This window comes from Roseovarius pacificus (assembly GCF_900142665.1).
Classification (GTDB): Bacteria; Pseudomonadota; Alphaproteobacteria; order Rhodobacterales; family Rhodobacteraceae; genus Roseovarius; species Roseovarius pacificus.
Genome location: NZ_FRBR01000001.1, coordinates 209415 through 235394 on the forward strand (window position 1 = coordinate 209415; position 25980 = coordinate 235394).

Below are 25980 nucleotides of genomic sequence, written 5' to 3' on the forward strand. Positions count from 1 at the left end.
GACATGGTGCCGGTGGTCGGTATGCGGACTGAGCTGCCGGTCCCTTATTGGGGCCAAATGGCAACTGTCAGCCCAAAGCGGCCTCACATCGCGCGGGTCGCTAGCTGCCAAACTGAGGAGCAAACGACCATTAGTGACAATTCCAATCACGTTTCAAAGTTTGCTGGCTAAATAGGCCAACACTTTAGCCCGATAAAAGACAATCTCAATCTGGGAGGCAATGCGCTCGGCCTCGCCAAATTGCCCAGCCTCGACGCGCGCTACAGCGATGTCGCTCAGTGTAGAATCTCGAAAACTGGCAATCTTGATCTGGGCGGCTATGTGCTCGGCATTCGACCAAAGGCGCCTTCCCTCAACCACGTGTCCAGCCTCGGTTCGCGCCGCGGCGATATAGCTCAACACCAAAGGTTGCAAACCGGCACCCTTGATTTGAGCGGCAACGCGCTCGACCTCGGCAAATTGCCCAGCCTCAGCCCTAGCCGCAGCGATATGTATCAATGCCGTATCTCGGGAGCCGTCCTTCATTTGCGCAGCAACGCGCTCGGCCTCGATAAATTGACCGACCTTAGCCCTCGCCCCTGCGATTTCGCTCAACGCAAAACCTCGAAAACCGGCATCCTTGATTTGAGAAGCAGCGCGCTCAGCCTCTGACCAAAGTTGTTCTCCCTCGACCAAATGCAAAGCCTCGGCGCGTGCAACTGCGATTTCGCTCAACGTCACATCTCGGGACAGGACGTCCTTGATCTGCGCTGCAATGCGCTCGGCCTCTGATAAAAGTCGCTCTGCTTGCGCGAAGTCGCCCACTTTGACCCACGCCACTGCAATATAACTCAACACCGACGCTCGAAATCTGGCATTCTCGATCTGAGCGGCTACACGCTCTGCTTCCAAGCAGCTTTGTCTTGCCTCGGCCAAATGATCCGGCCCGGCCTGCGCCCGCGCGATATCACTTAACGCCCAGGCTCGGAAACCGGCAATGTCAATTTTCGCGGCAGTGTCCTCGGCCTCAGTAAATTGTCCAGTTGCAGCCCGCGCTCTAGTGATTTCACTCAACAAAATAGCCTGAGATCTAGCTTGTTCGATCTGCGCGGCAATGCCTTCAGCCTCGGTAAAAAGGCAATCGCTTGGCGAGTGGCCATAGCAAAGACTGGCAACCCGGCTTGCAGCGGCGGCCAGCGCTCCGTTCTGCAATTGGGCCACAGGATGCGCTTTGAGATCGTTTAGGTTGCTTGCAATCGGATATTTCCGCCAAGCGTGGGAAGCGGCGGTATCTGCCTCTCGCAAGAGTAAATATGCGCGCAATGCAGCCGACCGAGTTGTGGGAGCTATCTGCTCCGCCGCCCCCACAAGATTTGAGACCGACGCGACAATGGCCCTTACTTCAGCGGCTTGTTGGGCAGCTTCGATTTGCCCATGCCCAACGGTTGCTTCTTGCGCTGAGTCGGCAAGAGCAGGTGTGGCCAGAAGGTGAAGTATGATAATCGTGGAAACAAATTTCATGATGAGAGTCACATCTAAATTCGGCACCTGTTTTACCCTAGCTACCATGGGGCCTGCGTATGGTAAACGTCCTCAGAACAGCGACGGCTACCAATCACTTGCCCCCCTGTGCTGCAATCTTTCTGAGGGCTGCTTTCAATAGCTAGCCCGGACTTTGCAAACTCCGCTTACTGCGCTTTGCGGGCGTCGGTGCACACCCGCAGCATCCGACACTCTGGCCTCAATCCGGCCATCCCCTGCAAATCGCGCGAAGGCCCGATACTACGCCTCCTTCGGCAGGGGAAAGACCTGATCGTAGCTCCAGTTGAAGACAAAGGCGTAGACCAGGTAGAACACCGCAAAGGCGATATCCATCAACAACGCCTGCCAGAGCCCCATGCCCAGATACCAGGCGATGAAGGGCAAGGTGACCATCAGGAGGCCGGTCTCGAACAGCACGGCGTGCAGGACGCGCACCGGCAGGGTCTTGTGGACCGTGCCCATCCACCGGATCATCAGCCGGTCGAAGCCCAGATTGTAGATATAGTTCCATAGCGTCGCCAGTGTCGCGGCGGCGATGGCGACGACACCGACATCGTGCAGGTGAACGCCAAAGCCCGTCGCCGCAAGGGGCACGACCAACAGGATGCCGATGATTTCAAAGCTGAGTGCGTGACGGATACGATCGCCGGTGGTGCGCATGGTCTTTCCCCATCTGCTGTCCGGGTCGTCCCGGCAATTGTCCCGGATGGGGGAGGTCGTCCTCGCACGGGTCATATAGGGGGTGGGCGCGGGGCTGTCCAGTGTCGGGTATCGGCCGGACATGGCCGCCCCTTCGCCTGCGGAGCCGGCGTTACCCTGTGGCCGCTTTCATCCGCGCCAGAACGGCCCGTGCCGCGCGCAACCCCGGCGCCTCGCCGCCCCGGCCCAGCCGGTCCATCGTCAGGTCCATCGCGGCAAGTTGCGGGCTGGGGTTGTCCATCACCCCGAGCATGGCCGGGGCGATCAGCTCGGGGCGGCAGGCCTTGCCGATGAATTCGGGGATGACGCGCGTTTCGGAGACGAGATTGACCAGCGTCAGCGTGTCCACCCTGAGCATCCGCGAAATGATGAACCGGCTCAGGGGTTTGAGGTCATAGGCGATGACCATCGGCGTGCGCGCCGCCGCCAGTTCCAGCGAAACCGTGCCCGATGCCGCCAGCGCCCAGTCCGCCGCACCGAAAGCGGCGCGCTTTTCGGCCTTGTAGCTCTCGGCGTCCATCCCCTCCGGGCTGAGGATCAACGGCCTGACCGGCCAGTCGGCCACCATCTCGCGCACCAGCGGGGCGACGGTTTCGGTGGTGGGAAGGACCAGCGACAGGTCCGGTCTTGCGGCCAGAACCCGGCGAACGACATCCGAGAACCGGTCGCCCAGCCATGACACCTCGCCCCGGCGCGAACCGGGCAGCACCATCCAGAGCGGCCCGTCGATCCCGTGCCGGGCCCTGAACCGCTCGATTTCCTCGGGGGTGGCCTGGGGTTCGCTCACCACCGGATGCCCGACGAAATCGCATTCCATCCCCGCCGCTTCCATATAGGGCGGCTCGAACGGCAGGAGCGCCAGGACATGGTCGATCACGCCCGCCATCTTCCGCGCCCGGCCCGCGCGCCACGCCCAGACCGAGGGCGCCACGTAATGCACGGTTCTTACAGCGCTTTTCGCCCTGACGAGCCGTGCCACGCGCAGGCAGAAATCGGGACTGTCGATGGTGATCAGAACATCCGGCTGCGCCGCCAGAACGGCCTCGGCGGTCTGGTGCAGGCGGCGTCTGAGATGCATGTATTTCGGCAGGATTTCGGCCAGCCCCATGACGCTCAACTCGTCCATGGGAAACAGGCTCTGCATCCCTTCGGCCTGCATCAGCGGCCCGCCGACCCCCTGAAATTCCATGTTGTCGAGGGATTTCAGCCCGGCCATCAGCGCCGCGCCCAGCCTGTCGCCCGAGGCCTCCCCGGCGATCAGGAACACTTTCATCACAGCACCCGTGCGGCCAGGAAAAGTCCCTCGTCTTCGACGGCCCGCAGGGTCTTGTCCCGCTCGACGATCATCACGCGGCCCGCCTCGATCACCAGACCGGCCAGACCGGCCCTGGCCACGGCGGCGATGGTCTGCGGCCCGATCACCGGCATGTCGATCCGCAGATCCTGCCCGCGCTTGGCCGCCTTGACATATACGCCCTTGAAATCACGGCGCAATTTTTCGGGGGTCTGCGCCACGAACTGCAACAGGGCATCCGTGCCCTGAACGGTTTCGATCCCCAGACATTGCCCGCCGGCCACGACACATCCCTGCCCCACATCGAGCGGCGAGAGCGCCATCAGGATATCCCAGGCCCGTGACATATCCTGCAAATCCGCCTCGTTCGGTTCGGCCCCGACAGCCAGCCCCTCCTCCGCCGTGAGGCCCGGCACCAGCTCATGCGCGCCCATGACGGCAAAGCCCTGCTCCTCGAAAATCGCGATCACCTGACTGAGCAGCGCATCGTCGCCGCTCTGCATCGCGACCATCAGACGGGGCGCAAGCGACATCATCGTGGGATCGAAGGCCGCGGGGTCGAGCGGCGGGCGCGCCAGCGACCCGGCAAAGACAACACGATCGACGCCCTGATCCTTCAGGTCCGCGAACAGATCGCCCATCTTTTCGAAGCGATGGTCCTGAACGTCGCCCTGCAAATCATTGGGAACGCCCGCAAAGCCGATGCGGATGGCCTCCGGGTGGGCCTTGGCGATGCGCACGGGCAACCCCCCGCTACAGGCCAGGATGGCCAGTTTTCCCGCCATGGCTCAGACCGCCCCCGGTGTCAGGAAGGAGCGGTCGCTCGCGCCTGTCACGAAATCCACGATCTGGCGGACATAGTCGCTTTCGGTTTCCGCACCGAGGCGGCGCGCGCGTTCCTGAAACGCGCCTTCGCCCTGCGCCAGCATCTGAAAGGCCGCGCGCAGCGCGGTGATGTCGGCCCGCGGCACCCCCCGCCGTTTCAGCCCGACAAGGTTCAGCCCGTGCAGTTCACCGCGCGGGGCCTGTACCAGACCGTGGGGAATGACATCGTTGGTCACCATCGTGACCGCGCCGATGATCGCGCCCTGCCCAATCCGCACCCATTGATGCACCCCGGACAGGCCGCCGACGATCACGTCGTCCTCGATCAGGCAATGACCGGCCAGAGCGGCGTTGTTGACGATGATCACACGGTCGCCGACGCGCACGTCATGAGCCACGTGACAGCCCGCCATGAACAGCCCGTCATCGCCCACGCGGGTTTCGCCCCCGCCCCCGGCGGTGCCGGTGTTCATGGTCACATGTTCGCGGATGCGGTTGCGCGCGCCGATCACGAGGCGGGTTTTCTCGCCCTTGAATTTCAGATCCTGCGGCACCTCGCCTATACAGGCGAAGGGAAAGATCACCGTCTCGTCGCCGATCTCGGTGTCGCCCGTGACCACGACATGCGATTTCAGCATCACACCGTCGCCAAGCCGCACTTCGGGGCCGACATGGCAGAACGGGCCGATATGGCAGCCCTGCCCCAGTTGCGCGCCGGGTTCAACGATGGCGCCCGGATGAATGAACGTCTCTGACGACTGCGACATGCGGATTACTCCCTGGGCAGGTCCATCATCGCGGTGAACTCGGCCTCGGCGGCCATTTCACCCTCGACCTCGGCCACACCGGCGAATTTCCAGACCTTGCCGCCGGGCTTGCCCCGCAGCGTTTCCAGTTTCATTTCAAGAACGTCGCCCGGCACCACCATGCGGCGGAATTTGCATTTGTCGATCGACATGAAATAAACCAGCATGTTGCGGTCTTCCATGCCGAGCGCCGAGCCCACCATCACCGCCGCGGTCTGCGCCATCGCCTCGACGATGGTCACGCCCGGCATGATCGGCTTGCCCGGAAAATGGCCCTGGAAATGCGGCTCGTTCATGGTGACATTCTTGATGCCCCGCGCCCGCTGAAAGCCGTCGATATCCACCACCCTGTCCACCAGAAGGAACGGATAGCGATGGGGGATGATCCGCTGGATCAGGTGAATATCCGCGGATTTGAACGGCTCGGTCATGCTGTTGTCCTTCACTGTGCTCGCCTGAGCTTTCCCTAGCAACTCGCCCCCGGATGGGCAAGCGCGGCGCTAATCGCCCGCAGGGGCTTGTTCTGCGGGGGTATCCTGCGCTGGCGGGTCTTCCTCCGGGTCTTCCTCCGGGGCCTGCTCGGGCGTATCCGGCGCTGGCGTGGCGTCCTCCGGCGGCGCGTCGCCGGGCATTGCATCTCCGATCCGCTCGTCGATGCGGGCGATCGCCAGGTCGGTGATATCTATGGCGCCCGCGCGCAGCAGAACATTCCGGCTGTCCATGACCACCGCGGCGCCGGCCTCGCGCATGATCTGGACCAGAACCGGTTCGATCAGGCGCATGAACTGCACCGTCGCCTGGGAACTGTTCCGTTCGAGATCGCGGGCGCGGCGTTCGCTTTCTCTCCGGATGTCCTGGACTTTGGAATCGAAGGTATCGGCCAGCTTGCGAAACTCTTCGGGGCTGGTTTCGGCGCGAAGATCGGTCAGCGCCTTTTCTTCGGCTTCGAGCTGGGCCTCGAGTTCGCGATTGCGGGCGATCAGGGCCTCGCGCTCGGCGTGCAGCGCCGATGTCATCCTGAGACCGAGCTGCGTTTCGGCGAACAAGCGGTCGGGGTCGATCAGCAGAATATCGCTTTCGATCACGCCCATGTCCTGCGCGACGGCGCCGGGCACGGCAGCGCAGAGCAGACTCAGCGCCACCAGCACCCGCCGGACGACCGCAAGACCAAAGCAGGTCATCCCCGACCTCAGAAGTCGGTGCGCACGGTCAGGTCGAAGGACTGGTCGATATCACCCGGCTCTTTCTTGAGTGCCTTGGACCAGTTGAAGCGCAACGGACCGAAAGGCGATTCCCAGAACAACGACAGCCCGACCACATGACGCGGTTTGAAGCTTTTGGATTGCACGGGGAGGATCGCATTGGTGGTGTCGACCCCCCAGATGCCCCCGACATCATAGAACGCGCCGCCCGAGATACCGTATTCGTCCGGCAGACCGAGCGGGAACTCGGCTTCGAACTTGGCCACCGCGTAATAATCGCCCCCCAGATGTTCCAGGCCCTCGACCGGGCCCATGCCGTTGGGCTCGAAGCCGCGCATGACCTGGCTGGCATAACGTTCGACCGCGCGGCTGTTCTGACCGTTGAAGAACTCGAGCGCGCCGCCTTCGACAGTTGCCCGCAAGGTGACCTCTTCGTTAAGGATCATGGTCTGGGCGACGATCCGGGCCGTGGTTTCCAGATATTCGCGATCCCCACCGAGGCCCGAATACCGCTGACCGAAGGACAACAGCACACCCGAATTCGGATCGAGCCCGCTGCGGCGCGTGTCGTAGGTGTAATTATACCCGATCCCGCTGGTCCATTGCTCGCCCATATTCGTTTCGGTCCTCAGGATACCCGAGCGCCCGTAATAGTTGCTGATATCCTGATAGCCCGCCTGATAGTACAGGCTCAGACGGCCATTTTCGCTGATCGGGAAGGTCAGGCTGGGCCGGAAGATACCATCGACCGTATCGAATTCGCTGAAATCGCTGTCCGTTTCGGTCAGGGCAAAATCGAGACCGAATTCGACATCGCGCCCGAGGAAGGCCGGTTCGGCAAAGCTGAGATTGTAGTTCAGGTTGTTTTCCGATGCGGCGATGGCTGCGGAGAGCCTCTGGCCGCGCCCGAGGAAGTTGCGTTCGCTGAACCCGACGGAAACCCCCATGCCCGAGTTGGTCGAATAGCTTGCGCCGAAGGTCAGCGAGCCGGTGGTTTTCTCTTCGACATTGACATCGACCACGACCTGATCGGGGCGCGAGCCCTCGCGTGCGTTCACATCGGTGTCGGAAAAATAGTTCAGCGCCCGGATACGTTCGGCAGCCTCGCGAATCTGGCGCGGATTGAACGGATCGCCTTCGGCCATGTCGAACTGACGGCGAATGACCCTGTCGAGCGTCGTGGTGTTGCCTTCGATGTCGATGCGTTCGACGAAGATGCGCTCGCCCCGCACCAGCGCGAATTCGACATCCAGTGTCAGATCGCGGTCATTGCGGGTGATCCGGGGCTCCACCCGCAGGAAATCCACCCCCTTCTTGATGGCGAGGCGTTCCATGCGGGCGATCGAATCCTCGACCAGGGTGGGCGAATAGGTCTTGCCCTGCCTGATCTTGAGAACGGCGTGATAGTCCTCGGCATCCGCCTCGGGGATTTCGCTGACGGTGGTGATTTCACCGAAATTGAACTGCTGGCCTTCCTGAATGTTGAAGGTCACGAAATAGCCGTCGCGCTCGCGCGCCAGTTCGGCATTGGTGCCGGTCACGCGGAAATCGACATAGCCGCGCGAATTGTAGAAATCGGTCAGCACCTGCCTGTCGAACTGAATGCGGTCTTCGACGAAGGTGTCGCTTTCGACCAGAGCGCGCAACAGGCCGGCCTGTTTGCTCTGGATCACGCGGCGCAGGCGGCGGTCGGAATAGGCGCGGTTTCCGACGAAACCGATGCGCTGAACCTCGATTTTCCGGCCTTCGAAAATCTCGAACACCAGATCGACGCGGTTGTCGCTGCGGCGAATGACCTTGGGGGTCACGCGGGCCGACACGCGCCCGTTCTGCGCATAGGCTTCGGTGATCGTGGCGGCGTCGCGTTCGGCCGTGGTGGGGCTGAACACCTGACGCGACTGGCTTTCGATGAAGCCTGCCAGATCCTCGTTCTTGAGCCTGCGGTTGCCCTCGAAGGCGATGCGGTTGATCGTCGGGAATTCGGTGACCTGAATCACGAGGCGGCTGCCCTGCGGCACGATTTCGACGGTTTCGAACAGGCCGGTGGCCAGAATGCGCTGATAGGCTTCGTTCAGATCCCCCGCCGAAACGGTTTCGCCGCGGGCGATCCCGGCATAGGTCAGGATCGTGCTGGATTCGATACGCTGATTGCCCTCGATCGTGACGGAACTGAACCGGTAATTCTGAGCGTCGGACGGGCCCGGAACGGCGAAGGCCGCAGCCGTCAAAGCTGCGAATCCGATGCTTCGCAGTGCGGGCGCCAAATGCTGTCGCTGTGTCAGGTAGCGGCTGCGCCGGTGCTGCTTATATGCCATGTGTTTCAATCCAGTCCAACATCCCTCTTGTCCGATGTCAGTAGCTGGAATGAGGCATGTTGTCAAAACGCGAAACGCAAGATTTTTGAACTCGGCGCGGCCATGCCACACTGGCCGCCCTCATGCCGGAAACGTTCAGAACGAGCCGAGAAAAGACCCCACGAATCCACCGGCCAGCAGGCCGAGCGCAATGGTTCCGATATACATGATGCGATCCCAGTTGAGATCGAAAAGCAGGCTCATGCCCCGGTATCCGCTGACGATGTGTTGCATCGGTCCTGTCCAATCGCTTCGAGTGAGCGCGACACTGACGATCCAATGTGGCGGCAAGCCGGACCAAAAATTGGCAAAAATGCGGCAGTGCTGCCCCCGGCTTCATCAGGGGCAGAAGATATCGTTGAACAGCGCGAACAGCATCAGCCCCAGAACCAGCGTCAGGCCGATGGCCATCATCAGCCGCAGCGCGGCGTCGCTGGGCGGTTTGCCCGCAACCGCCTCGTAGGCGTAGAAGGCCAGATGCCCGCCATCCAGCACCGGGATGGGAAACAGGTTCAGGAAGCCCACGGCGGCGGACAGGACGGCGATGAACCAGATGAAGCTTTCCGCGCCCTGGCTGGCCATCGCGCCCGAGACCTCGGCGATGCCGATGGGGCCGGACATGTTGCAGCTGCTGATCGCGCCCGTCACCATGTGATAGAGCCCCGAAACCGAGCCCTCGATGATGCGCCAGACCTGTATCGCGCCCCCGGCCAAGGCCTGCACCGGGCCAAGCGCCTCGGTGGCCGGCTCGAACGCCAGACCGCCGGCGATTCCGATGCGCCATGTGGTGTGGAAACCGCCCTCGGCGCGCGGCTCGTCCACCCGCCGGGGGGCGAGCACGAAATCCAGCGTTGCGCCATCGCGCCAGACTTTCAGTTCCAGGGGGCGCCCGTCCGAGGCCTCGACCACTTCCTTGAGCTCGGAAAACGCCGCGATGGGCGTGCCATCGATCGAGGTGATCACATCGCCCGGCTGCATGCTGATGTCATAGGCGGCGGATTGCGGGGCCAGTTGCACCACCAGCGGCGGCATCGGATAGGGCCCCTGCACCTGTATCTGTTGCCCGTCGCGCTCGACCTGATAGGTCAGCACCGGACGAATCGGCAATTCGTCGATCAGGTCGCTGAAGGTCTTGTCCTCGTCCGCACCGGGCACGTCGCGCCCTTCGATCTGCAACAGGCGGTCCCCGGCCTGCAAGGTCAGTTCGTCGCCAGGCAGCGGGCGCAACTCGCCCACGGTCAGCGGATCGGCCACCTTGCCCTGCGTCATCATCACGGCGGCGAAAATCAGGATCGACAGGACGAAATTGAACACCGGCCCCGCCGCAACGGTGGCCGTGCGCGCCCAGAGCGGCGCCCCGTGCATGGTCTGACGGCGAATCTCGGGGGGCATTTCGGCCACGGCCTCGTCGTTCTTGGCGCTGGCGGCGTTGGCGTCGCCCAGAAACTTGACGAATCCGCCAAAGGGCAGCGCAGCGATCTGCCAGCGGGTGCCGTGCCTGTCCATCCGCGACCACAGGACCGGCCCGAATCCGAGCGAGAACACCTCGGCCTTGATCCCCGACCAGCGGCCGACGATGTAATGGCCGTATTCATGTACGGCCACGATCACCGAAAGGGCGACGACAAAGGCGACAATGGTCATGAAGAATCCGCCAAACTGCGGCAGAAGGGCTGCAATATCCACTCGATTATCCTGTTTTCTTGCACTGTTCCTGCACCACGGCGTCAGCGCATCTGCGTGACAGATGGTCAAGCCGTGTCACGCTATCAAGGGTGATCCCGGCGTCAATAAGGCCATTTTCGGCGGAAAGCCGGGCCAGAACCTCTTCGACGACATCGCTCATGTCCAGGAAACCGATACGTCCCGCGATGAAATGATCCAGCGCGCGCTCCTTGGCGGCGTTGAACACTGCGCCGCTCAGGCCGCGCATCTCCATCACCTCGCGCGCCAGCCCGAGCGCCGGGTAGCGCGCCGGATCGGGAGCGCGGAAATTCAGCTGTCCGATGGCCGCCAGATCCAGCGCATCCACCGGCAGCGGGCGGCGTTCGGGCCAGTTCAGCGCATAGCCGATGGCATGGCGCATGTCATGCGGCCCGACATGGGCCAGCAGCGCCCCGTCGCAAAACCCCACCAGCGCATGCACGAGGGATTCGGGATGCACCAGAACCTCGATCTGGGCCGGGTCCAGCCCGAAGAATTCCCGCGCCTCGATGACTTCGAGCGCCTTGTTGAACATCGACGCGCTGTCGATGGTGATCCGCTGGCCCATGTTCCAGTTGGGATGGGTCGAGGCCTGCTCGAGACTGGCCTTCGCCAGCGCATCGAGCGGCCAGTCGCGGAAAGCCCCGCCGCTGGCGGTGATGACAACCCGGCGCACCGCGCCGATGTCTTCGCCGATCAGCGCCTGGAAGATCGCCGAATGCTCGCTGTCCACCGGCAGGATTCGCGCCCCGTGCCGGGCGGCCGTCTCCATGACCAGCGGTCCGGCGGCGACCAGTGTTTCCTTGTTGGCCAGCGCCAGCGTCGCGCCCTGTTCCAGCGCGGCAAGCCCCGGCGGCAAGCCCGCCGCACCGACGATGGCGGACATCACCCAATCCGCCGGGCGTGCCCCCGCCTCGGCCACGGCACCAGCTCCCGCGGCGGCCCTGACGGCGCTGCCGCTCAGCGCGGCGCGCAGATCATCCAGCAGGTCGTCACGCGCGGTGACGGCGATTTCGGCGCCGAACTCCATGGCGTCGCGCGCCAGTTGCGCGATGTTGCGCCCCCCGGTCAGGGCGACCACCTGATAAGCGTCGCGATCCCTGCGGATCAGGTCCAGCGTGTTCTGCCCGATCGACCCCGTCGCGCCCAGAATGGTGATGCGTTTCATGCCAGCCCCGGCAACAGCTTCAGCGCCCAGAGGGCCATGACCACCAGCCCCGCGCCCAGCATGGCGTCGAACCTGTCCAGCACACCGCCATGGCCGGGAATCAGGGCCGAACTGTCCTTGACCCCGACCCGCCGCTTGACCGCGCTTTCGGCGATGTCGCCCATCTGTCCGGCGAATCCCACCAGCACCGAAACCGGCACCAGCAGCCACCCCGCCCCGGTGGGCAGGGCAAAGATCAACCCGATCACCGCCGCGCCGATCCAGCCCGCCGCGGTGCCCGACCATGTTTTCTTGGGGCTGACGCGCGGCCAGAATTTCGGCCCGCCCAACATGCGCCCGGCGAAATACCCGGCCACGTCCGAGACCACAACGACCAGCACCAGCCACAGCACCCAGACCAGCCCGGCATCGCTGCGCAGCACGGCGATCATGTAGCATCCCAGCAGGACCCAAAGCACGCAAACCGCGTAAAGCACCTTGTCGCGTGCCGCCTGCCCTGCCCCGACGAAGGCCACCGCCACCAGCAGCGGCGCCACGATTATGCCCGGCAGGTTCAGCGCCCCGACCAGCGTCGCCGCGCCGAGGATCGGCAGGCTGGCGCGGCCCGGCACCCCGAACATGCCGGTGCATTCCCAGATCATCAGCCCCGCCAGCAGGCACACGGCAATCGTGAAAACCCAGCCCCCGGCCCAAACGGCGGCGGCCCCGGCCACGGCCATCGCCACGCCCGACAGGACGCGCGGCGCCAGATCGTGCCATTGCGCCGGTGCGCTCATCCGTTCACCGCCCCGAAGCGCCGGTCGCGCGCCCCGTAGCCGCGCAGCACATCGGTGAATATCTCGCGGGTAAAATCCGGCCACAGCGTGTCGATGAATTCGTATTCCGAATAGGCCGACTGCCACAGCAGGAAGTTCGATATCCGCGCCTCGCCGCTGGTGCGGATCACCAGATCGGGATCGGGCAAAACGCAGGTGTCCAGGTATTTCGGCAGGGTTTCCTGATCGACCGCAGCCGGGTCCAGCCGCCCGTCGGCCACATCCTGCGCCAGCCGCCTTGTGGCGCGGGCCACCTCGTCGCGCCCGCCGTAATTCAGGGCGATGGTCAGGTTCAGCCCGGTGCAGACGCTGGTCATCTGCTCGGTTTCGTCCATCAGGGCCTGAAGGGACTTGTCCAGCCGCTGGCGGTCGCCGATGAAGCGCACGCGCACGTTTTCCTTTACGAATTCCTGCATTTCCTTGAGGATATAGCGCCGGAACAGCGCCATCAGCCCGGCGACCTCGGTCTGGGTGCGCTTCCAGTTCTCAGTCGAGAAGGCGAAGATCGTCAGGTAATCGACCCCGAGATCGGGGCAGGAGCTGACGATCTCGCGTACCCGCCGCGCCCCGGCATGATGCCCGAACAGGCGGGGACGCCCGCGGGCCTGCGCCCAACGTCCATTACCGTCCATGATGATCGCAACATGGCGCGGACCGCCAGTCAGGGGGGTGTTCCGGGCCATTTGGCGCCTCGCTTGTCTCAGACCTGCATGATCTCGGCCTGCTTGGCCTCCAGTGCCTCGTCGACATGACCGATGAACGTGTTGGTCAGATCCTGCACCTCGGTTTCCCAGAACTTCTGGTCGTCCTCCGACATGCCGTCGGCCTTGGCCTTCTTGATCTGGTCCATCCCGTCGCGGCGCACGTTGCGCACGGCCACGCGGGCGTGTTCGGCATATTGCGCGGCGACCTTGGTCAGTTCCTTGCGCCGTTCCTCGTTCAGTTCGGGGATCGGCAGCATGATGATCGTGCCGTTCAGCTGCGGGTTGATGCCGAGGCCGCTTTCGCGGATCGCCTTTTCCACCTTGCCCACAAGGCCCTTGTCCCAGACATTGATCGTCACCATGCGCGGCTCGGGAACGTTCACGGTGCCGACCTGGTTGACCGGGGTCGGCTGGCCATAGGCATCCACCATGACGGGTTCCAGCATGCTGGCCGAGGCCCGGCCCGTCCGCAGCGAGGAAAACTCGCTGCGCAGCGCGGTCATCGCGCCTTCCATGCGCCGTTGCAGATCGTCGGTATCGAGGATGAATTCATCAGCCATAGTCGTCTTCCTTCTCGCGGGTCTCGCGTGTGTTATGCCTGTTTAGCCTCAGCCATGGACCTTTGTATAGGTGCCCTCTCCGGCCAGGATACCCTTGAACCCGCCCGGTTCGTCCAGACTGAAGACGATGATCGGCAGGTTGTTGTCGCGCGCAAGCGCGATGGCGCTGGCGTCCATCACGTTCAGATGCCGGGCCAGAACCTCGTCATAGGTCACGCTGTCAAAGCGCTTGGCATCGTCGAACTTCATCGGGTCCTTGTCATAGACGCCGTCCACCTTGGTGCCCTTGAAGATCGCTTCGCAGGCCATTTCATTGGCGCGCAGCGTGGCCGCCGTATCGGTGGTGAAATAGGGGTTGCCGGTGCCCGCCGCAAAGATGCAGACGCGCTTTTTCTCGAGGTGGCGCACCGCGCGGCGGCGGATATAGGGCTCGGCGACCTCGTCCATGCGGATGGCGCTGATCACGCGGGTGAACACGCCCAGCTTTTCCAGAGCGCTCTGCATGGCCAGCGCGTTCATCACCGTGGCCAGCATGCCCATGTAGTCGGCGGTCGTCCGCTCCATCCCCTGTGCGCTGCCCGCCAGGCCGCGAAACACGTTGCCGCCGCCGATGACCATGCAGATTTCGACGCCCATGTCGTGAACCGATTTGACCTCGCGCGCGATCCGCTCGACCGTCGGCGGATGCAACCCATAGCCCTGATCCCCCATTAACGCCTCACCCGAAATCTTCAGCATGACGCGATTGAACTTGGTTTTGGGGGAATCCGTGTCGGACATGGGCAAATCCTTGTGAGCCGCTTCGCAATCGCGCGCAAAATGTAGGAAAACCCCGCAAGGTTCAATCTCAGAAACGGTTCGCCGCCGACATTCGTTCCCTCCCCCCTCGCATGCGGGGCGGTTTTCGCCTATCTGACAGGGCGATGCGCACCCTGCCCGACATACCCCCCGACAGGCCCGTCCTGATCGCTGGCCCCACGGCCAGCGGTAAATCCGCCCTTGCGCTGCGCATCGCGGCGCAATCGGGGGGCGTGATCGTCAATGCCGACGCGATTCAGGTGTTCGACAACTGGCGCATCCTGACGGCCCGCCCCTCGCCCGAGGACGAAGCGCAGGCCCCCCATGCGCTGTACGGGCATGTTCCGGGGGATGCCGACTATTCCGTCGGGCACTGGCTGCGCGATGTCGCCCCGCTTTTGCAGGGCGGCGCGCGCCCGATTATCGTCGGCGGCACGGGGCTGTATTTTTCGGCCCTGACCGAAGGGCTGGCCGATATTCCCTCAACCCCCGAAACCGTGCGCGCCGACGCCAACGAGCGCATGGCACAGGAGGGGATCGAGGCGCTTCTGGCGGAGATCGACGCCGCCACCCGCGCCCGGATCGACACGCGAAACCCGATGCGCGTGCAACGCGCGTGGGAGGTGCTGCAAACCACCGGGCGCGGGCTGGCAGACTGGCAGGACGATACGCCGCCGCCGCTGCTGCCCTTGTCGGAGTGCACCGCGCTGATCGTCGGGGCTGACAAGGACTGGCTCAATGCCCGGATCGCCCGCCGGTTCGACCGGATGCTCGATCAGGGCGCGCTGGAGGAAGCGCGCGCCAACCTGCCCGGCTGGACCCCGTCGCTGCTTTCGGCCAAAGCCATCGGAGCGCCGGAACTGATCGCCCACCTGCGCGGAGAGATGACACTCGATCAGGCGCGCGAGGCCGCCACCATCGCGACGCGCCAGTTCGCCAAGCGCCAGCGCACATGGTTTCGCTCGCGCATGCGGACCTGGCAGGCGATCGACGCCGCGATATTGTAGATTTTCCAATCTTTCCCCCTGACTTTCGGGCATTCCTGACGTTACGCTTGTCAAAACAGCGCAATCTCGGGCCATGCCATGCCATCAACCTACCCGCGCCTTTCCACCCTGGCCCAATGGTCGCCTGCCGGGCCGTGGCAGGCCGAGCTTCCCCATAGCTGCCCGCATCACGCGCTGATCTGGATCACGCGCGGTCAGGGGCGTGCGCTGATCGGCGGGGTGCGCCGTGGCGTCGGGGTTCACAACGCGCTGGTCATTCCGGCGGGCACGCTGTTTGCGCTGGATGTGGGGCGGCAGGGGTTTGGTCTGGTTTGCGAGATTCCCCCCGGAGGCGCGGCCCTGATGCCCGACGAGCCGCAACACCTGCGCCTGCGCGACGTGCAGGCCCAGGCGGAACTGACCGCGATCCTCGACGCGATGCAGCGCGAACAGAACACCGCCCGCCCGTTCCTTGACGAGGCGATGACCGCCCATGCCGCGCTTTTGTCGGTCTGGCTGCGGCGCACGATGATCAACCATACCGATGACCGCCCTGCCCGTCCCACGGCGGCGCAGCGTCTGGTCACCGCCTATGCCGCGCTGATCGAACGCGATTACAGGACCGGCAAGCCGATGGCCGACTATGCCCGTGCCCTTGGCGTGACGCCAACCCATCTGACCCGCACCTGCCAAGGCTGCGCCGGGCTCGGCGCCTCGAAACTGCTGACGCAGCGCAGCCTTCACGAGGCCCGCGTCCTGCTGGAAACCGGGGACCAGCCGTTCAAGCAGATCGCAGCCATGCTGGGATTTCGCAGCGCCGCCTATTTTTCCCGCTTCGTGCAGCATCATACCGGGCTGACGCCGACCGCCCTGCGCCGTAAGGCACAGACCCAGCCAGCGGCGGCTCAACCGGGCGTTGCGCCGCGCACGGGCATTGCCCCCGGTCCCTCGCGCCATATGGGTTGATCTTGAAACGGGGCGCATGTGTAATGCGTTGGACGAATGCCCCGTTGACCAACCGAAAGCGCCGCGCATGTCCAGATTTTTTCACCGTTCCAATCGCTTGCACCCTGCGGCCCCCGGCCTTGCGCGCGACCTGACGAGGGGACGGATGGACCGGCGCGAATTCCTGAGCCGCGCGACCTCGCTGGGCCTTACGGCCGCCACCGCCTGCGCCCTGGCCGGCCTGCCCGCACCGGCCCGCACCGATCCGGCGATCAGGCAGGGCGGCACCCTGCGCATCCAGCAGAACGTCAAATCCCTGAAAGACCCCCGCACCTATGACTGGAGCGAAATGGGCAACCTGACCCGCGGCTTTCTGGAATACCTTGTCGAATACAACCGCGACGGCAGTTTTCGCGGCATGCTACTGGAAAGGTGGGAGGTCAACGAGGACGCCACCGCCTATCGCCTGCACCTGCGCGGCGGCGTGACATGGAACAACGGCGATCCCTTCACCGCCCGCGACGTGGCCCGCAACATCGCGCGCTGGTGCGACACCGCCCTGTCCGGCAACTCCATGGCCACCCGTCTCGCCGGGCTGATCGACCGGGACACCGGGCAGGCCCGCGACGGCGCGGTGCAGGTGACGGGCGATCTGACGGTCGACCTGACCCTCGACCGCCCGGATATCGCGCTGATCGCCAACCTTGCCGATTACCCCGCCGCCGTCACCCATCACAGCTATGACGGCGGCGACCCGTTCGCGCATGGCATCGGCACCGGGCCGTTCCGCCCGGTCAGCCTGATCCCCGGCGAGCGCTGCATTCTGGAACGCCACCCCGAGCATGACTGGTGGGGAACCGCCGTCTATGGCGGGCCGTATCTGGACCGGGTGGAATTCATCGACTTCGGCACCGACCCGTCGAACTGGATCGCCGCCGCCCGCGCCGACGAGGTCGATATGCTGTACGAAACCGTCGGCGATTTTCTGGAGGTCATGGACGAAACCGGCTGGACCCGCACCGAAACCGACAGTTCGGCCACGGTGGTGATCCGCACCCATCAGCAGACCGAAACCGAAGAGGGCCGCCGCCCCTATGAAACCGCCGCCGTGCGCCGCGCGCTGGCCTTGGCCGTAGACAACGGAATCTGCCTCGAACTCGGCTATGCCGGGCGCGGTCTGGTCGCGGCCAATCACCATGTCTGCCCGATTCACCCCGCCTATGCCGATATCGGCCCACCGGCCTATGACCCGGCCACCGCCCGCGCCGAGATGATCAAGGCCGGGCTGCACGATTATGAACACGAGCTTGTCACGCTCGACGACGAATGGCAGCGCAACACCGGCGATGCGGTGGCCGTGCAACTGCGCGATGCCGGTATCCCCGTGCGCCGGACCATCCTGCCCGGCACGCTCTTCTGGTCCGACTGGCAGAGCTTTCCCTTTTCCCTGACCCAGTGGAATCACCGCCCGCTGGCGGTACAGGCGCTCAGCCTCGCCTACCGCTCGGACGGGGCATGGAACGAAACCGGCTTTGCCAATCCCCGTTTCGATGAATTGCTCGATCAGGCGATGGCGCTGTCGGATGCCGACACCCGCCGCCCGGTAATGGCGCAGATCGAAACCCTGCTGCGTGACGAAGGGGTCATCATCCAGCCCTACTGGCGCACGCTTTACAATCACCACAACGGAACGCTGGTGAATGCCGGGCGGCACCCGGCAGACGAAATTCATCTCTACAAGATCGGATTCGCGGCCTGATCGCCGCGCCTCGCGCCTCAGCTGCCCCAGATGATCCGCACGTAATTGCGCGTTTCCTTGTAGGGCGGCACGCCGCCGTATTTCTCGACCGCCGCAGGCCCGGCATTATACGCCGCCAGCGCCAGTCGCCACGAGCGGAACGTGCGGTACTGTTCGGCCAGATACCGCGCCCCGCCTTCGAGGTTTTCATAGGGATCGTGCGGATTCACCCGCAGCACCCGCGCCGTGCCCGGCATCAGCTGCGCCAGCCCGATCGCCCCCTTGTGCGAGCGCGCCCCGGCGTTCCAGCCCGATTCCTGCTGCACGAGGCGCAGGAACAAATCCTCAGGCACGCCATGACGGCGTGCGGCATCCTTGGCCATTTGCAGATACTGGCCACGGTATTTACCGTTATAGGACCTGGTCGAGGCCGTGCCCCACTTGGTGGGCGTGCTCACCTTCTGCGGCTGCAACCGGACCGAATTGTTGTATTGCTGCCTGGCGCGGGTATCCAGAACCTTGACCTGCGAACTGAACAGATTGCTGCGGCTCTTGGTGGAGAGAATATCTGCCCTGGCTGTCACCGGCGTCATCAGACCGATCACAGCCACTGCTGTCGCAATAGCCTTCATACCGTCACCTTCCCTCGGACCATCAAATCCGCGCGCAATATACCCAAATCGGACGGGATTTCCAGTTCCAAGACGAGATAAAACGCGCATCTGACGGGAACACTCTGAATTTTCCGTGCATTTTAGGCTTTTCTTCATGTACGTGCGATGGTGTAACCCGGAAAGCAACGAACACCAAGATACCTGCAAGGAGGTCCGCGATGGCCGGTTCAGTCAACAAGGTAATTCTCATCGGCAATCTGGGCCGCGACCCCGAGGTGCGGACATTCCAGAACGGCGGCAAGGTGTGCAACCTGCGCATCGCCACCTCGGAAACATGGAAAGACCGCAACACCGGCGAACGCCGCGAACGCACCGAATGGCACACCGTCGCCATTTTCAACGAAGCGCTCGTGCGTCTGGCCGAACAATACCTGCGCAAGGGCTCCAAGGTTTATATCGAGGGCAAGCTGGAAACCCGCAAATGGCAGGACCAGTCCGGGCAGGATCGCTACTCGACCGAAGTCGTCCTGCGCCCCTATGCCGGTGAAATGACCTTCCTCGACAGCCGCGACGGCGGTGGCGGCGGCGGTGGATACGGCGGCGGCCAGGGTGGCGGCGGCTATGGCGGTGGCGATTATGGCGGCGGGGATTACGGCGGCAGCAGCGGCCCGTCCGGTGGCCCTTCGGGTGGCCCGTCGCGCGACATCGACGACGAAATCCCGTTCTGATCGACTCTCCCCTCTCAGGGATCGGCGGCCACCCCTCGGGTGGCCGTTTTCAGGTCAGAACCAGCCAGTCCAGCAATGTCAGCCCCAATCCCACCGGCGCGGACAATACCACCGCCAGCAGGAAGGCCGCCAGCACCGTGGGCCGCGCCGGGGGCGCATCGACACCCAGAACCGGTTTTTCCTTTGCTCTCATTCTCCCATTAACCCCACATTAGGTTGTCATCCGGTTAATGCGGGCATGGAGATTGCCACCCTGTCCCCGGATGTTCCGGCCCTGGCCGCATGTGCCCTGCAACAGCACCCGCTTTACGGTGCGACGGTGAAGGCACTGGGGGGCACTGCGCGGCGGCTCGCAATGCGCCGGGATGGGGGTGACATCGGACAGGTGCAGATCGTCCGCCGCCGCTTCGGCCCACTCTGCCTCGACTGGCTGCCGCGTGGCCCCGTCTGGCAGGCCGACACCGACACCGCGGCGCGTATCGAGGCGCTGCGCCACCTGCCCGCGTCGCAACCGGGCCGCGCCCTGTGGCTGGCCAGCCCCGACAGCCCGCAAGACGCCGCCCTGTTCCGCCCCTTGGGCTATCGCGCGCTGATGACGCCGCAATACGTGGCCGAACTGGACCTTTTGCCGACGCAATCCGCCCGACTGGCCGCGCAACACGGCAAATGGCGCAACCGCCTGCGCCGCGCGCAGGCCAGCGGCCTGACGGTCCACGCCCGCCCCTTCGATCCGGCCCGCGACGATGACCTGCTCGGGCAGGAGCTCGCGCAACGCCGTACCCGCCGCTATGCCGCCCTGCCCCCGGCCTTTACCCATGCCTGGGCCACAACCGCCCCGCAGGCCACCCGGCTCTACCTTGCACGGAACAAGGGCCAGACCGTGGCCTTCATGCTGACGCTGCTGCACCCGCCCGCCGCCACCTATCACATCGGCTGGAGCGGCGCGCAGGGCCGCGCCCTCTCGGCCCATCACCTGATCCTGTGGCACGCCGCCAGCGATCTGGCCGGGCGCGGCTTTGCCCGGCTGGACCTCGGCCATGTGGACACGCATGGCTCTCCCGGCCTCGCCCGGTTCAAGATCGGCGCAGGCGCGCATATCCGTCCGCTCGGCCCCGCAATGATCCGCCTGCGCCCCTGAAAAACACGCCGCTTTGCCTCTGGTATTTCTTCGCCCCCCGGTATAGGCGGCACGCAGGAAACACGAGGACCCTCCGCATATGGACCTGCGCAACATCGCGATCATCGCTCACGTCGACCACGGCAAGACCACGCTTGTGGACGAGCTTCTCAAGCAATCGGGCGCCTTCCGCGCCAATCAGGCCGTGGATGAGCGCGCCATGGACTCCAACGACCTGGAGCGCGAACGCGGGATCACCATCCTCGCCAAGGCCACCAGCGTCGAATGGAAAGGCACCCGCATCAACATCGTCGACACCCCCGGTCACGCCGATTTCGGCGGCGAGGTCGAGCGCATCCTGTCGATGGTCGATGGCGTGGTTCTGCTGGTCGATGCCGCCGAAGGCCCGATGCCGCAGACCAAATTCGTCACCTCCAAGGCACTGGCGCTGGGCCTGCGCCCGATCGTGGTGCTGAACAAGGTCGACAAACCCGATGCCGAACCCGACCGCGCGCTGGACGAATGTTTCGACCTCTTCGCCAGCCTCGACGCCAATGACGACCAACTCGATTTCCCGCATATGTACGCCTCGGGCCGCTCGGGCTGGGCCGATCACGAGCTGGACGGCCCGCGCAAGGATCTCTCGGCGCTGTTCGACCTGATCGTCAACCACGTCCCCGCCCCGCGTCAGCAGGCCCGGCTCGACGACGATTTCCGCATGCTGGCCACCACGCTCAGCGCCGATCCCTTCGTGGGCCGCATCCTGACGGGCCGCGTCGAAACCGGCCGCCTCAAGGTGGGCCAGACGGTGCAGGCGATCTCGCGCATCGGCCAGAAGATCGAACAGTTCCGCGTCACCAAGATCCGCGCCTTCCGCGGCCTCTCGCAGCAGGACATCGACGAGGCCGAGGCCGGCGATATCGTCAGCCTTGCGGGCATGCAGAAGGCCACCGTGGCCGACACGATCTGCGCGCTGGCGGTCGAAGAGCCGCTCGAAGCGCAACCCATCGACCCGCCGACCATCTCGGTCACCTTCGGCATCAACGACAGCCCGCTGGCGGGGCGCGACGGCAAGAAGGTGCAAAGCCGCGTCATCCGCGACCGCCTGATGAAAGAGGCCGAATCCAACGTCGCCATCCGCATCACCGACACGCCGGGCGGCGAGGCGTTCGAGGTGGCGGGCCGCGGCGAATTGCAGATGGGCGTGCTGATCGAAAACATGCGCCGCGAAGGGTTCGAACTGTCCATTTCCCGCCCCCGCGTGCTGATGCGCGAGGACGAAAACGGCCAGAAACTGGAACCCATCGAAGAGGTCACCATCGACGTCGATGACGACTATTCCGGCGCGGTCATCGAAAAGATCACCGGCGCGCGCAAGGGCGAACTGGTCGAAATGCGCCCCGCCGGGGCGGGCAAGACCCGCATCATCGCGCATGTGCCCTCGCGCGGGCTGATCGGCTATCAGGGCGAATTCCTGACCGACACGCGCGGCACCGGCGTCCTGAACCGCGTCTTTCACGGCTGGGCCCCGCACAAGGGCCCCATTCCGGGCCGCCGCGCGGGTGTCCTGATTTCCATGGAAGACGGTGAATCGGTGGCCTACGCCCTGTGGAACCTCGAAGATCGCGGCCGCATGTTCATCGGCGCGCAGGAAAAGGTCTATCAGGGCATGATCATCGGTGAACACAGCCGTGAAAACGACCTCGAGGTGAACCCGCTCAAGGGCAAGAAACTGACCAACGTGCGCGCCTCGGGCACCGACGAGGCCGTGCGCCTGACCACGCCCATCACCATGTGTCTCGAAGAGGCCATCGCCTATATCGACGACGACGAGCTGGTCGAGGTCACGCCGAACGCCATCCGCCTGCGCAAACGCCACCTCGACCCGCACGAACGCAAACGCGCCGCCAAGGCGGGGTAAGCGCACAAACCAAACCGTCCCACGGGCGCGCGCCTGCCCGTGGGATGGCGCAGCACCGCCGGGGCACCGCGATTTATCGTGCCAAATACATCCGCGTTGAATTAGATGCGCTGTCCGGGCCAAAGCGCCAGCCCGCCGGAACGGGCAGGCGCTCGCCCGGCGCCTTCGGCGTTATTCGGGCGAATGCGGCACCCGACCCGTGCTTTCGGCAGTTTACTCGCTGGTCTCGACGATCAGCAATTCCCGCTCGGACGCGCCGCGCGCATGGCTCAGCGCCTCCTGGTATTCGGGGCTGTGATAGCAGGTTTCGGCGGCCTCGACGCTGGGGAATTTCGCCACCACGTTGCGCGGGCGATCCTTGCCCTCGAGTTGCACGTAACGCCCGCCACGGGCGATGAACGCGCCGCCATGCTTGGCAATCGCGGGTCCGGCCAGCTTGGCGTATTTGCCATAGGCCTCTTCATCGGTGACGCTGACATGGGCAATCCACAAGGCGGGCATGGTCAAACTCCTTCGACGACGACGATATCACGCTGCGAACTGCGCAGGGCGATGGGTAAAATCTCCTGGTATTCCGGCGAATTGTACCAGGCCAGCGCCATGTCCCGGCTCGGGAACTCGATCAGCACGTGGCGCTCCGGCCCCTCGCCTTCGACAAAGGATTGCGCCCCGCCCTTGACCAGAAACCGCCCGCCGGCCTTTTCGGCCAGCGCCACGGTCTGGCTGGCATAGGTCTGGTAATCCTCGGGGTCGGTCACCGTGATCCGCGCGATGAGATAGGCCGCCATACCGGTCTGTCCTTATCCTGCCAGCACGGATTCGGCGGCGGCAATCGCGGCCTCGGCATTGGCGGTATCCTTGCCGCCGCCCTGCGCCATGTCCGGGCGGCCACCGCCGCCCTTGCCGCCCAGTTTGGCCACCGCCGCCCTGACCAGATCGACCGCCGAAACCCGGCCGGTCAGATCCTGCGTGACCCCGGCCGCAACGGCGGCCTTGCCGCCCGTATCCGCAATCAGCAGCACCGCGCCCGAGCCGAGCCGCGCCTTGTGTTCGTCGATCAGCGCGGGCAGGTCCTTGCCCGACACGCCCTGCAACACCTGCGCCATGAACCTGACGCCGGCAATGTCCTTGGCCTGCGGGCCTTCGCCCTGCCCGGCCCCGCCGGCCATGGCCAGTTCGCGGCGCAACTGCGCCACTTCGTTGCTCAGCGCCTTGCGCTCGTCCAGCAGCGCCTTGACCCGGTCGATCAGATCCTCGGGCCGGGTTTTCAACTCACCGGCCAGCGCATCCACCCGTTGCGCCTGCGCGCTCAGGTAATCCATCGCGGCCTGCCCGGTCAGCGCCTCGATCCGGCGCACGCCCGCGCTCGACGCCTGATCGGCGGTCACCACAAAGCTGCCGATATCGCCGGTCTGCTTCACATGGGTGCCGCCGCACAGTTCCAGCGAATAGGTCCGCCCGTCCAGCCCCTTACCCGAGCCGTCCTGCTTGCCCATCGACACGACACGCACCTCGTCGCCGTATTTCTCGCCGAACAGCGCCTGCGCGCCCAGTTCGCGCGCATCGTCGGGCGTCATGATCCGGGTATCGACCGGCTCGTTCTGGCGGATATAGCTGTTCACGTCCTGCTCGACCTGCGCCAGTTCCGCAGCGCTCAGCGCCTTGGCATGGCTGAAATCGAAGCGCAGGCGATCCGGCGCGTTCAGGCTGCCGCGCTGCGCCACGTGATCGCCAAGCGTTTCGCGCAGCGCCTCGTGCAAGAGATGCGTGGCCGAATGGTTGGCCCGAATGGCGCTGCGGCGGGCGTGATCCACCTCAAGCTGCGCAGCATCCCCGCTGACGATCTCGCCCTCGGTCACTTCGGCGAAATGGATGAAGACCCCGGCCACCTTTTTCGTGTCCGACACGCGCGCCGCGCCGGTTTCGGTTTTCAGAAGGCCCGTATCGCCCACCTGACCGCCCGATTCGGCATAAAACGGCGTCTGGTTCAGGACGATCTGCACCTCCTGCCCCTTGGCGGCCTTGTCCACCGCCTTGCCCGATTGCACCAGCGCGGCGATCTGCCCTTCGGCGACTTCGGTATCGTAGCCCAGGAAATCCGTGGTGCCCTTATGCTCGGCAATGTCGAACCAGATCGAGGCATCCGCCGTCTCGCCCGAGCCCGACCACGCCGCACGCGCCTTGGCCTTCTGTTCGGCCATGGCGGCATCGAAGCCCGCCACATCCACGCTGCGCCCCTGTTCACGCAGCGCATCCTGCGTCAGGTCCAGCGGAAATCCGTATGTGTCATACAGTTTGAACGCCGTTTCCCCCGGCAGCGGCGCACCGTCGGGCAGCTTGTCCAGCGCATCGTCCAGCAGGCGCAAACCGCGCTCCAGCGTCTGGCGGAACCGGGTTTCCTCCAGCTTCAGCGTTTCCTCGATCAATGCCTGCGCACGGCCCAGTTCGGGATAGGCCTGCCCCATCTGCGTCACCAGCGCGGGCACCAGCCGGTACATCACCGGATCCTGCGCGCCCAGCAGATGCGCATGGCGCATCGCCCGGCGCATGATCCGGCGCAGCACATAGCCCCGCCCCTCGTTCGAGGGCATCACCCCGTCCGCGATCAGGAACGAGGTCGAGCGCAGGTGATCCGCGATCACCCGGTGATGCACGTTGCCCGGCCCGTCCGGATCGCTGTTGGTCAGATGCGCGCTGGCCTCGATCAGGGCGCGCAGCAGATCGGTGTCGTAATTGTCGTGCTTGCCCTGCAACAGCGCCCCGATCCGCTCCAGCCCCATGCCGGTGTCGATCGACTGCATGTCGAGCGCGCGCATGCTGCCATCCTCGAACCGCTCGTTCTGCATGAAAACGAGGTTCCAGATCTCGATGAACCGGTCGCCATCCTCTTCCGCACTGCCCGGAGGGCCGCCCCAGATCGACGGGCCGTGATCGTAGAAAATCTCGGTGCAGGGGCCGCAGGGGCCGGTCGCGCCCATCGACCAGAAATTGTCGTCGCTGTCGATGCGGATGATCCGGTCATCGCTCAGCCCGGCATATTTCTTCCAGATATCCGCCGCCTCGTCATCGGTGTGAAAGACGGTGACCAGCAGCTTGTCCTTGTTCAGGCCGAAATCCCTGGTCAGCAGATCCCACGCATAGGGAATCGCCTGTTCCTTGAAATAATCGCCAAAGCTGAAATTCCCCAGCATCTCGAAAAACGTGTGGTGGCGCGCGGTATAGCCCACATTGTCCAGGTCGTTGTGCTTGCCGCCCGCGCGCACGCATTTCTGGCTGGTGGTGGCGCGGGTATAGTCGCGATGCTCGACCCCGGTGAACAGGTTCTTGAACTGAACCATCCCCGAATTGGTGAACATCAGCGTCGGGTCGTTGCGCGGCACCAGCGGGCTGCTGTCCACGATCTGGTGGTCGTTCTTGTCGAAGAAATTCAGAAAGGTGGATCGAATGTCGTTCAGCGTGGGCATCTGGGTCTCTTTTCAGG

26 protein-coding genes are annotated in these 25980 nt (G+C 64.5%); 6 read left to right on the forward strand and 20 right to left on the reverse strand.

The features are described from left to right. Nucleotides 1-153 precede the first annotated feature (153 nt). The 15 genes from BUB53_RS01030 to pyrH form a co-directional block, all read right to left on the reverse strand. A complete protein-coding gene (locus BUB53_RS01030) occupies nt 154-1500 on the reverse strand; it encodes a hypothetical protein (protein WP_143163104.1) in 1347 nt (448 codons plus the stop codon). A gap of 261 nt (nt 1501-1761) precedes the next feature. Further along, a complete protein-coding gene (locus tag BUB53_RS01035; protein ID WP_308424291.1) occupies nt 1762-2304 on the reverse strand; it encodes a PACE efflux transporter in 543 nt (180 codons plus the stop codon). A gap of 28 nt (nt 2305-2332) precedes the next feature. Then, nucleotides 2333-3493 (reverse strand): lipid-A-disaccharide synthase, encoded by a 1161-nt coding sequence (gene lpxB / locus BUB53_RS01040; protein ID WP_073031738.1) that lies wholly within the window; start codon nt 3491-3493, stop codon nt 2333-2335. Next, nucleotides 3493-4299, reverse strand: a complete 807-nt coding sequence (locus BUB53_RS01045) for an LpxI family protein (RefSeq protein WP_073031740.1) — start codon at nt 4297-4299, stop codon at nt 3493-3495. The genes lpxB and BUB53_RS01045 overlap by 1 nt, the downstream gene beginning before the upstream one ends. Before the next feature lie 3 nt (nt 4300-4302). After that, on the reverse strand, nt 4303-5106 hold the full coding sequence (lpxA, locus tag BUB53_RS01050; protein ID WP_073031742.1) for an acyl-ACP--UDP-N-acetylglucosamine O-acyltransferase: 804 nt from the start codon (nt 5104-5106) through the stop codon (nt 4303-4305). Nucleotides 5107-5111: 5 nt separating this feature from the next. Then, nucleotides 5112-5576 (reverse strand): 3-hydroxyacyl-ACP dehydratase FabZ, encoded by a 465-nt coding sequence (gene fabZ, locus BUB53_RS01055; protein WP_073033652.1) that lies wholly within the window; start codon nt 5574-5576, stop codon nt 5112-5114. Nucleotides 5577-5645: 69 nt separating this feature from the next. Further along, nucleotides 5646-6326, reverse strand: coding sequence for an OmpH/Skp family outer membrane protein (locus BUB53_RS01060; protein ID WP_073031744.1), 681 nt, complete (start codon nt 6324-6326; stop codon nt 5646-5648). Nucleotides 6327-6334: 8 nt separating this feature from the next. Beyond that, nucleotides 6335-8662: an outer membrane protein assembly factor BamA gene (bamA, locus tag BUB53_RS01065; protein ID WP_084728773.1), complete on the reverse strand. Its 2328-nt coding sequence runs from the start codon at nt 8660-8662 to the stop codon at nt 6335-6337. A 135-nt stretch (nt 8663-8797) separates the two neighbouring features. Next, entirely contained in the window at nt 8798-8935 is a 138-nt protein-coding gene (locus BUB53_RS22905; RefSeq protein ID WP_188744971.1) for a hypothetical protein, read from the reverse strand. Between the two features lie 105 nt (nt 8936-9040). After that, a complete protein-coding gene (rseP, locus tag BUB53_RS01070) occupies nt 9041-10387 on the reverse strand; it encodes an RIP metalloprotease RseP (protein WP_073031746.1) in 1347 nt (448 codons plus the stop codon). A gap of 4 nt (nt 10388-10391) precedes the next feature. After that, on the reverse strand, nt 10392-11573 hold the full coding sequence (gene dxr, locus BUB53_RS01075) for a 1-deoxy-D-xylulose-5-phosphate reductoisomerase (protein ID WP_073031748.1): 1182 nt from the start codon (nt 11571-11573) through the stop codon (nt 10392-10394). Beyond that, complete coding sequence (locus BUB53_RS01080; protein ID WP_073031759.1) at nt 11570-12349, reverse strand: phosphatidate cytidylyltransferase; 780 nt, start codon at nt 12347-12349, stop codon at nt 11570-11572. Before BUB53_RS01080 ends, dxr begins: the two co-directional genes overlap by 4 nt. Next, on the reverse strand, nt 12346-13071 hold the full coding sequence (locus BUB53_RS01085; RefSeq protein ID WP_073031761.1) for an isoprenyl transferase: 726 nt from the start codon (nt 13069-13071) through the stop codon (nt 12346-12348). Before BUB53_RS01085 ends, BUB53_RS01080 begins: the two co-directional genes overlap by 4 nt. A gap of 17 nt (nt 13072-13088) precedes the next feature. Continuing rightward, nucleotides 13089-13652, reverse strand: coding sequence for a ribosome recycling factor (gene frr, locus BUB53_RS01090; protein ID WP_073031763.1), 564 nt, complete (start codon nt 13650-13652; stop codon nt 13089-13091). Between the two features lie 48 nt (nt 13653-13700). Further along, nucleotides 13701-14432, reverse strand: coding sequence for a UMP kinase (gene pyrH, locus BUB53_RS01095; protein ID WP_073031765.1), 732 nt, complete (start codon nt 14430-14432; stop codon nt 13701-13703). A 110-nt stretch (nt 14433-14542) separates the two neighbouring features. Here pyrH and miaA point away from each other — a divergent pair, with 110 nt between their 5' ends. The 3 genes from miaA to BUB53_RS01110 all read left to right on the forward strand — a co-directional run bounded on the left by miaA (nt 14543) and on the right by BUB53_RS01110 (nt 18140). Beyond that, entirely contained in the window at nt 14543-15457 is a 915-nt protein-coding gene (gene miaA / locus BUB53_RS01100) for a tRNA (adenosine(37)-N6)-dimethylallyltransferase MiaA (RefSeq protein ID WP_229709463.1), read from the forward strand. A gap of 78 nt (nt 15458-15535) precedes the next feature. Next, the gene (locus tag BUB53_RS01105; protein WP_073031769.1) at nt 15536-16402 is read left to right on the forward strand and encodes a helix-turn-helix domain-containing protein; all 867 of its coding nucleotides are present in this window, start codon (nt 15536-15538) and stop codon (nt 16400-16402) included. 67 nt (nt 16403-16469) lie between these two features. After that, nucleotides 16470-18140, forward strand: a complete 1671-nt coding sequence (locus tag BUB53_RS01110) for an ABC transporter substrate-binding protein (RefSeq protein ID WP_073031771.1) — start codon at nt 16470-16472, stop codon at nt 18138-18140. Between the two features lie 17 nt (nt 18141-18157). On the opposite strand, the gene BUB53_RS01115 is transcribed toward BUB53_RS01110, so the two are convergent. Next, complete coding sequence (locus BUB53_RS01115) at nt 18158-18751, reverse strand: lytic transglycosylase domain-containing protein (protein ID WP_073031773.1); 594 nt, start codon at nt 18749-18751, stop codon at nt 18158-18160. A 200-nt stretch (nt 18752-18951) separates the two neighbouring features. On the opposite strand from BUB53_RS01115, the gene ssb reads away from it, so the two are divergent. After that, the gene (gene ssb / locus BUB53_RS01120) at nt 18952-19461 is read left to right on the forward strand and encodes a single-stranded DNA-binding protein (RefSeq protein WP_073031774.1); all 510 of its coding nucleotides are present in this window, start codon (nt 18952-18954) and stop codon (nt 19459-19461) included. Nucleotides 19462-19510: 49 nt separating this feature from the next. On the opposite strand, the gene BUB53_RS22910 is transcribed toward ssb, so the two are convergent. Continuing rightward, nucleotides 19511-19654 carry a hypothetical protein gene (locus BUB53_RS22910; RefSeq protein WP_188744970.1) on the reverse strand — a complete coding sequence of 48 codons (144 nt, stop codon included), beginning with the start codon at nt 19652-19654 and terminating at the stop codon, nt 19511-19513. A gap of 45 nt (nt 19655-19699) precedes the next feature. On the opposite strand from BUB53_RS22910, the gene BUB53_RS01125 reads away from it, so the two are divergent. Further along, nucleotides 19700-20599 (forward strand): GNAT family N-acetyltransferase, encoded by a 900-nt coding sequence (locus BUB53_RS01125; protein ID WP_073031776.1) that lies wholly within the window; start codon nt 19700-19702, stop codon nt 20597-20599. Between the two features lie 79 nt (nt 20600-20678). After that, the gene (typA, locus tag BUB53_RS01130) at nt 20679-22499 is read left to right on the forward strand and encodes a translational GTPase TypA (protein WP_073031779.1); all 1821 of its coding nucleotides are present in this window, start codon (nt 20679-20681) and stop codon (nt 22497-22499) included. A 213-nt stretch (nt 22500-22712) separates the two neighbouring features. On the opposite strand, the gene BUB53_RS01135 is transcribed toward typA, so the two are convergent. Genes BUB53_RS01135 through alaS form a run of 3 tightly spaced genes read right to left on the reverse strand, consistent with a single transcriptional unit; the run spans nt 22713 to nt 25963 of the window. Next, nucleotides 22713-23000 (reverse strand): DUF1330 domain-containing protein, encoded by a 288-nt coding sequence (locus BUB53_RS01135; RefSeq protein ID WP_073031781.1) that lies wholly within the window; start codon nt 22998-23000, stop codon nt 22713-22715. A gap of 2 nt (nt 23001-23002) precedes the next feature. Then, complete coding sequence (locus tag BUB53_RS01140) at nt 23003-23287, reverse strand: DUF1330 domain-containing protein (protein WP_073031783.1); 285 nt, start codon at nt 23285-23287, stop codon at nt 23003-23005. A 12-nt stretch (nt 23288-23299) separates the two neighbouring features. After that, entirely contained in the window at nt 23300-25963 is a 2664-nt protein-coding gene (gene alaS, locus BUB53_RS01145) for an alanine--tRNA ligase (protein ID WP_073031785.1), read from the reverse strand. Nucleotides 25964-25980: the final 17 nt, after the last annotated feature.

Coding starts and splice junctions, on each gene's coding strand:
- BUB53_RS01115 (WP_073031773.1), bottom strand. CDS start 18,751: ATGAAGGCTATTGCGACAGCAGTGGCTGTGATCGGTCTGATGACGCCG.
- BUB53_RS01060 (WP_073031744.1), bottom strand. CDS start 6,326: ATGACCTGCTTTGGTCTTGCGGTCGTCCGGCGGGTGCTGGTGGCGCTG.
- pyrH (WP_073031765.1), bottom strand. CDS start 14,432: ATGTCCGACACGGATTCCCCCAAAACCAAGTTCAATCGCGTCATGCTG.
- lpxB (WP_073031738.1), bottom strand. CDS start 3,493: ATGAAAGTGTTCCTGATCGCCGGGGAGGCCTCGGGCGACAGGCTGGGC.
- lpxA (WP_073031742.1), bottom strand. CDS start 5,106: ATGTCGCAGTCGTCAGAGACGTTCATTCATCCGGGCGCCATCGTTGAA.
- BUB53_RS01105 (WP_073031769.1), top strand. CDS start 15,536: ATGCCATCAACCTACCCGCGCCTTTCCACCCTGGCCCAATGGTCGCCT.
- BUB53_RS01135 (WP_073031781.1), bottom strand. CDS start 23,000: ATGCCCGCCTTGTGGATTGCCCATGTCAGCGTCACCGATGAAGAGGCC.
- BUB53_RS22905 (WP_188744971.1), bottom strand. CDS start 8,935: ATGCAACACATCGTCAGCGGATACCGGGGCATGAGCCTGCTTTTCGAT.
- alaS (WP_073031785.1), bottom strand. CDS start 25,963: ATGCCCACGCTGAACGACATTCGATCCACCTTTCTGAATTTCTTCGAC.
- BUB53_RS01080 (WP_073031759.1), bottom strand. CDS start 12,349: ATGAGCGCACCGGCGCAATGGCACGATCTGGCGCCGCGCGTCCTGTCG.
- BUB53_RS22910 (WP_188744970.1), bottom strand. CDS start 19,654: ATGAGAGCAAAGGAAAAACCGGTTCTGGGTGTCGATGCGCCCCCGGCG.
- BUB53_RS01030 (WP_143163104.1), bottom strand. CDS start 1,500: ATGAAATTTGTTTCCACGATTATCATACTTCACCTTCTGGCCACACCT.
- typA (WP_073031779.1), top strand. CDS start 20,679: ATGGACCTGCGCAACATCGCGATCATCGCTCACGTCGACCACGGCAAG.
- frr (WP_073031763.1), bottom strand. CDS start 13,652: ATGGCTGATGAATTCATCCTCGATACCGACGATCTGCAACGGCGCATG.
- BUB53_RS01125 (WP_073031776.1), top strand. CDS start 19,700: ATGGAGATTGCCACCCTGTCCCCGGATGTTCCGGCCCTGGCCGCATGT.
- dxr (WP_073031748.1), bottom strand. CDS start 11,573: ATGAAACGCATCACCATTCTGGGCGCGACGGGGTCGATCGGGCAGAAC.
- fabZ (WP_073033652.1), bottom strand. CDS start 5,576: ATGACCGAGCCGTTCAAATCCGCGGATATTCACCTGATCCAGCGGATC.
- BUB53_RS01085 (WP_073031761.1), bottom strand. CDS start 13,071: ATGGCCCGGAACACCCCCCTGACTGGCGGTCCGCGCCATGTTGCGATC.
- ssb (WP_073031774.1), top strand. CDS start 18,952: ATGGCCGGTTCAGTCAACAAGGTAATTCTCATCGGCAATCTGGGCCGC.
- BUB53_RS01035 (WP_308424291.1), bottom strand. CDS start 2,304: ATGTCCGGCCGATACCCGACACTGGACAGCCCCGCGCCCACCCCCTAT.
- BUB53_RS01140 (WP_073031783.1), bottom strand. CDS start 23,287: ATGGCGGCCTATCTCATCGCGCGGATCACGGTGACCGACCCCGAGGAT.
- miaA (WP_229709463.1), top strand. CDS start 14,543: ATGCGGGGCGGTTTTCGCCTATCTGACAGGGCGATGCGCACCCTGCCC.
- BUB53_RS01045 (WP_073031740.1), bottom strand. CDS start 4,299: ATGGCGGGAAAACTGGCCATCCTGGCCTGTAGCGGGGGGTTGCCCGTG.
- bamA (WP_084728773.1), bottom strand. CDS start 8,662: ATGGCATATAAGCAGCACCGGCGCAGCCGCTACCTGACACAGCGACAG.
- BUB53_RS01110 (WP_073031771.1), top strand. CDS start 16,470: ATGTCCAGATTTTTTCACCGTTCCAATCGCTTGCACCCTGCGGCCCCC.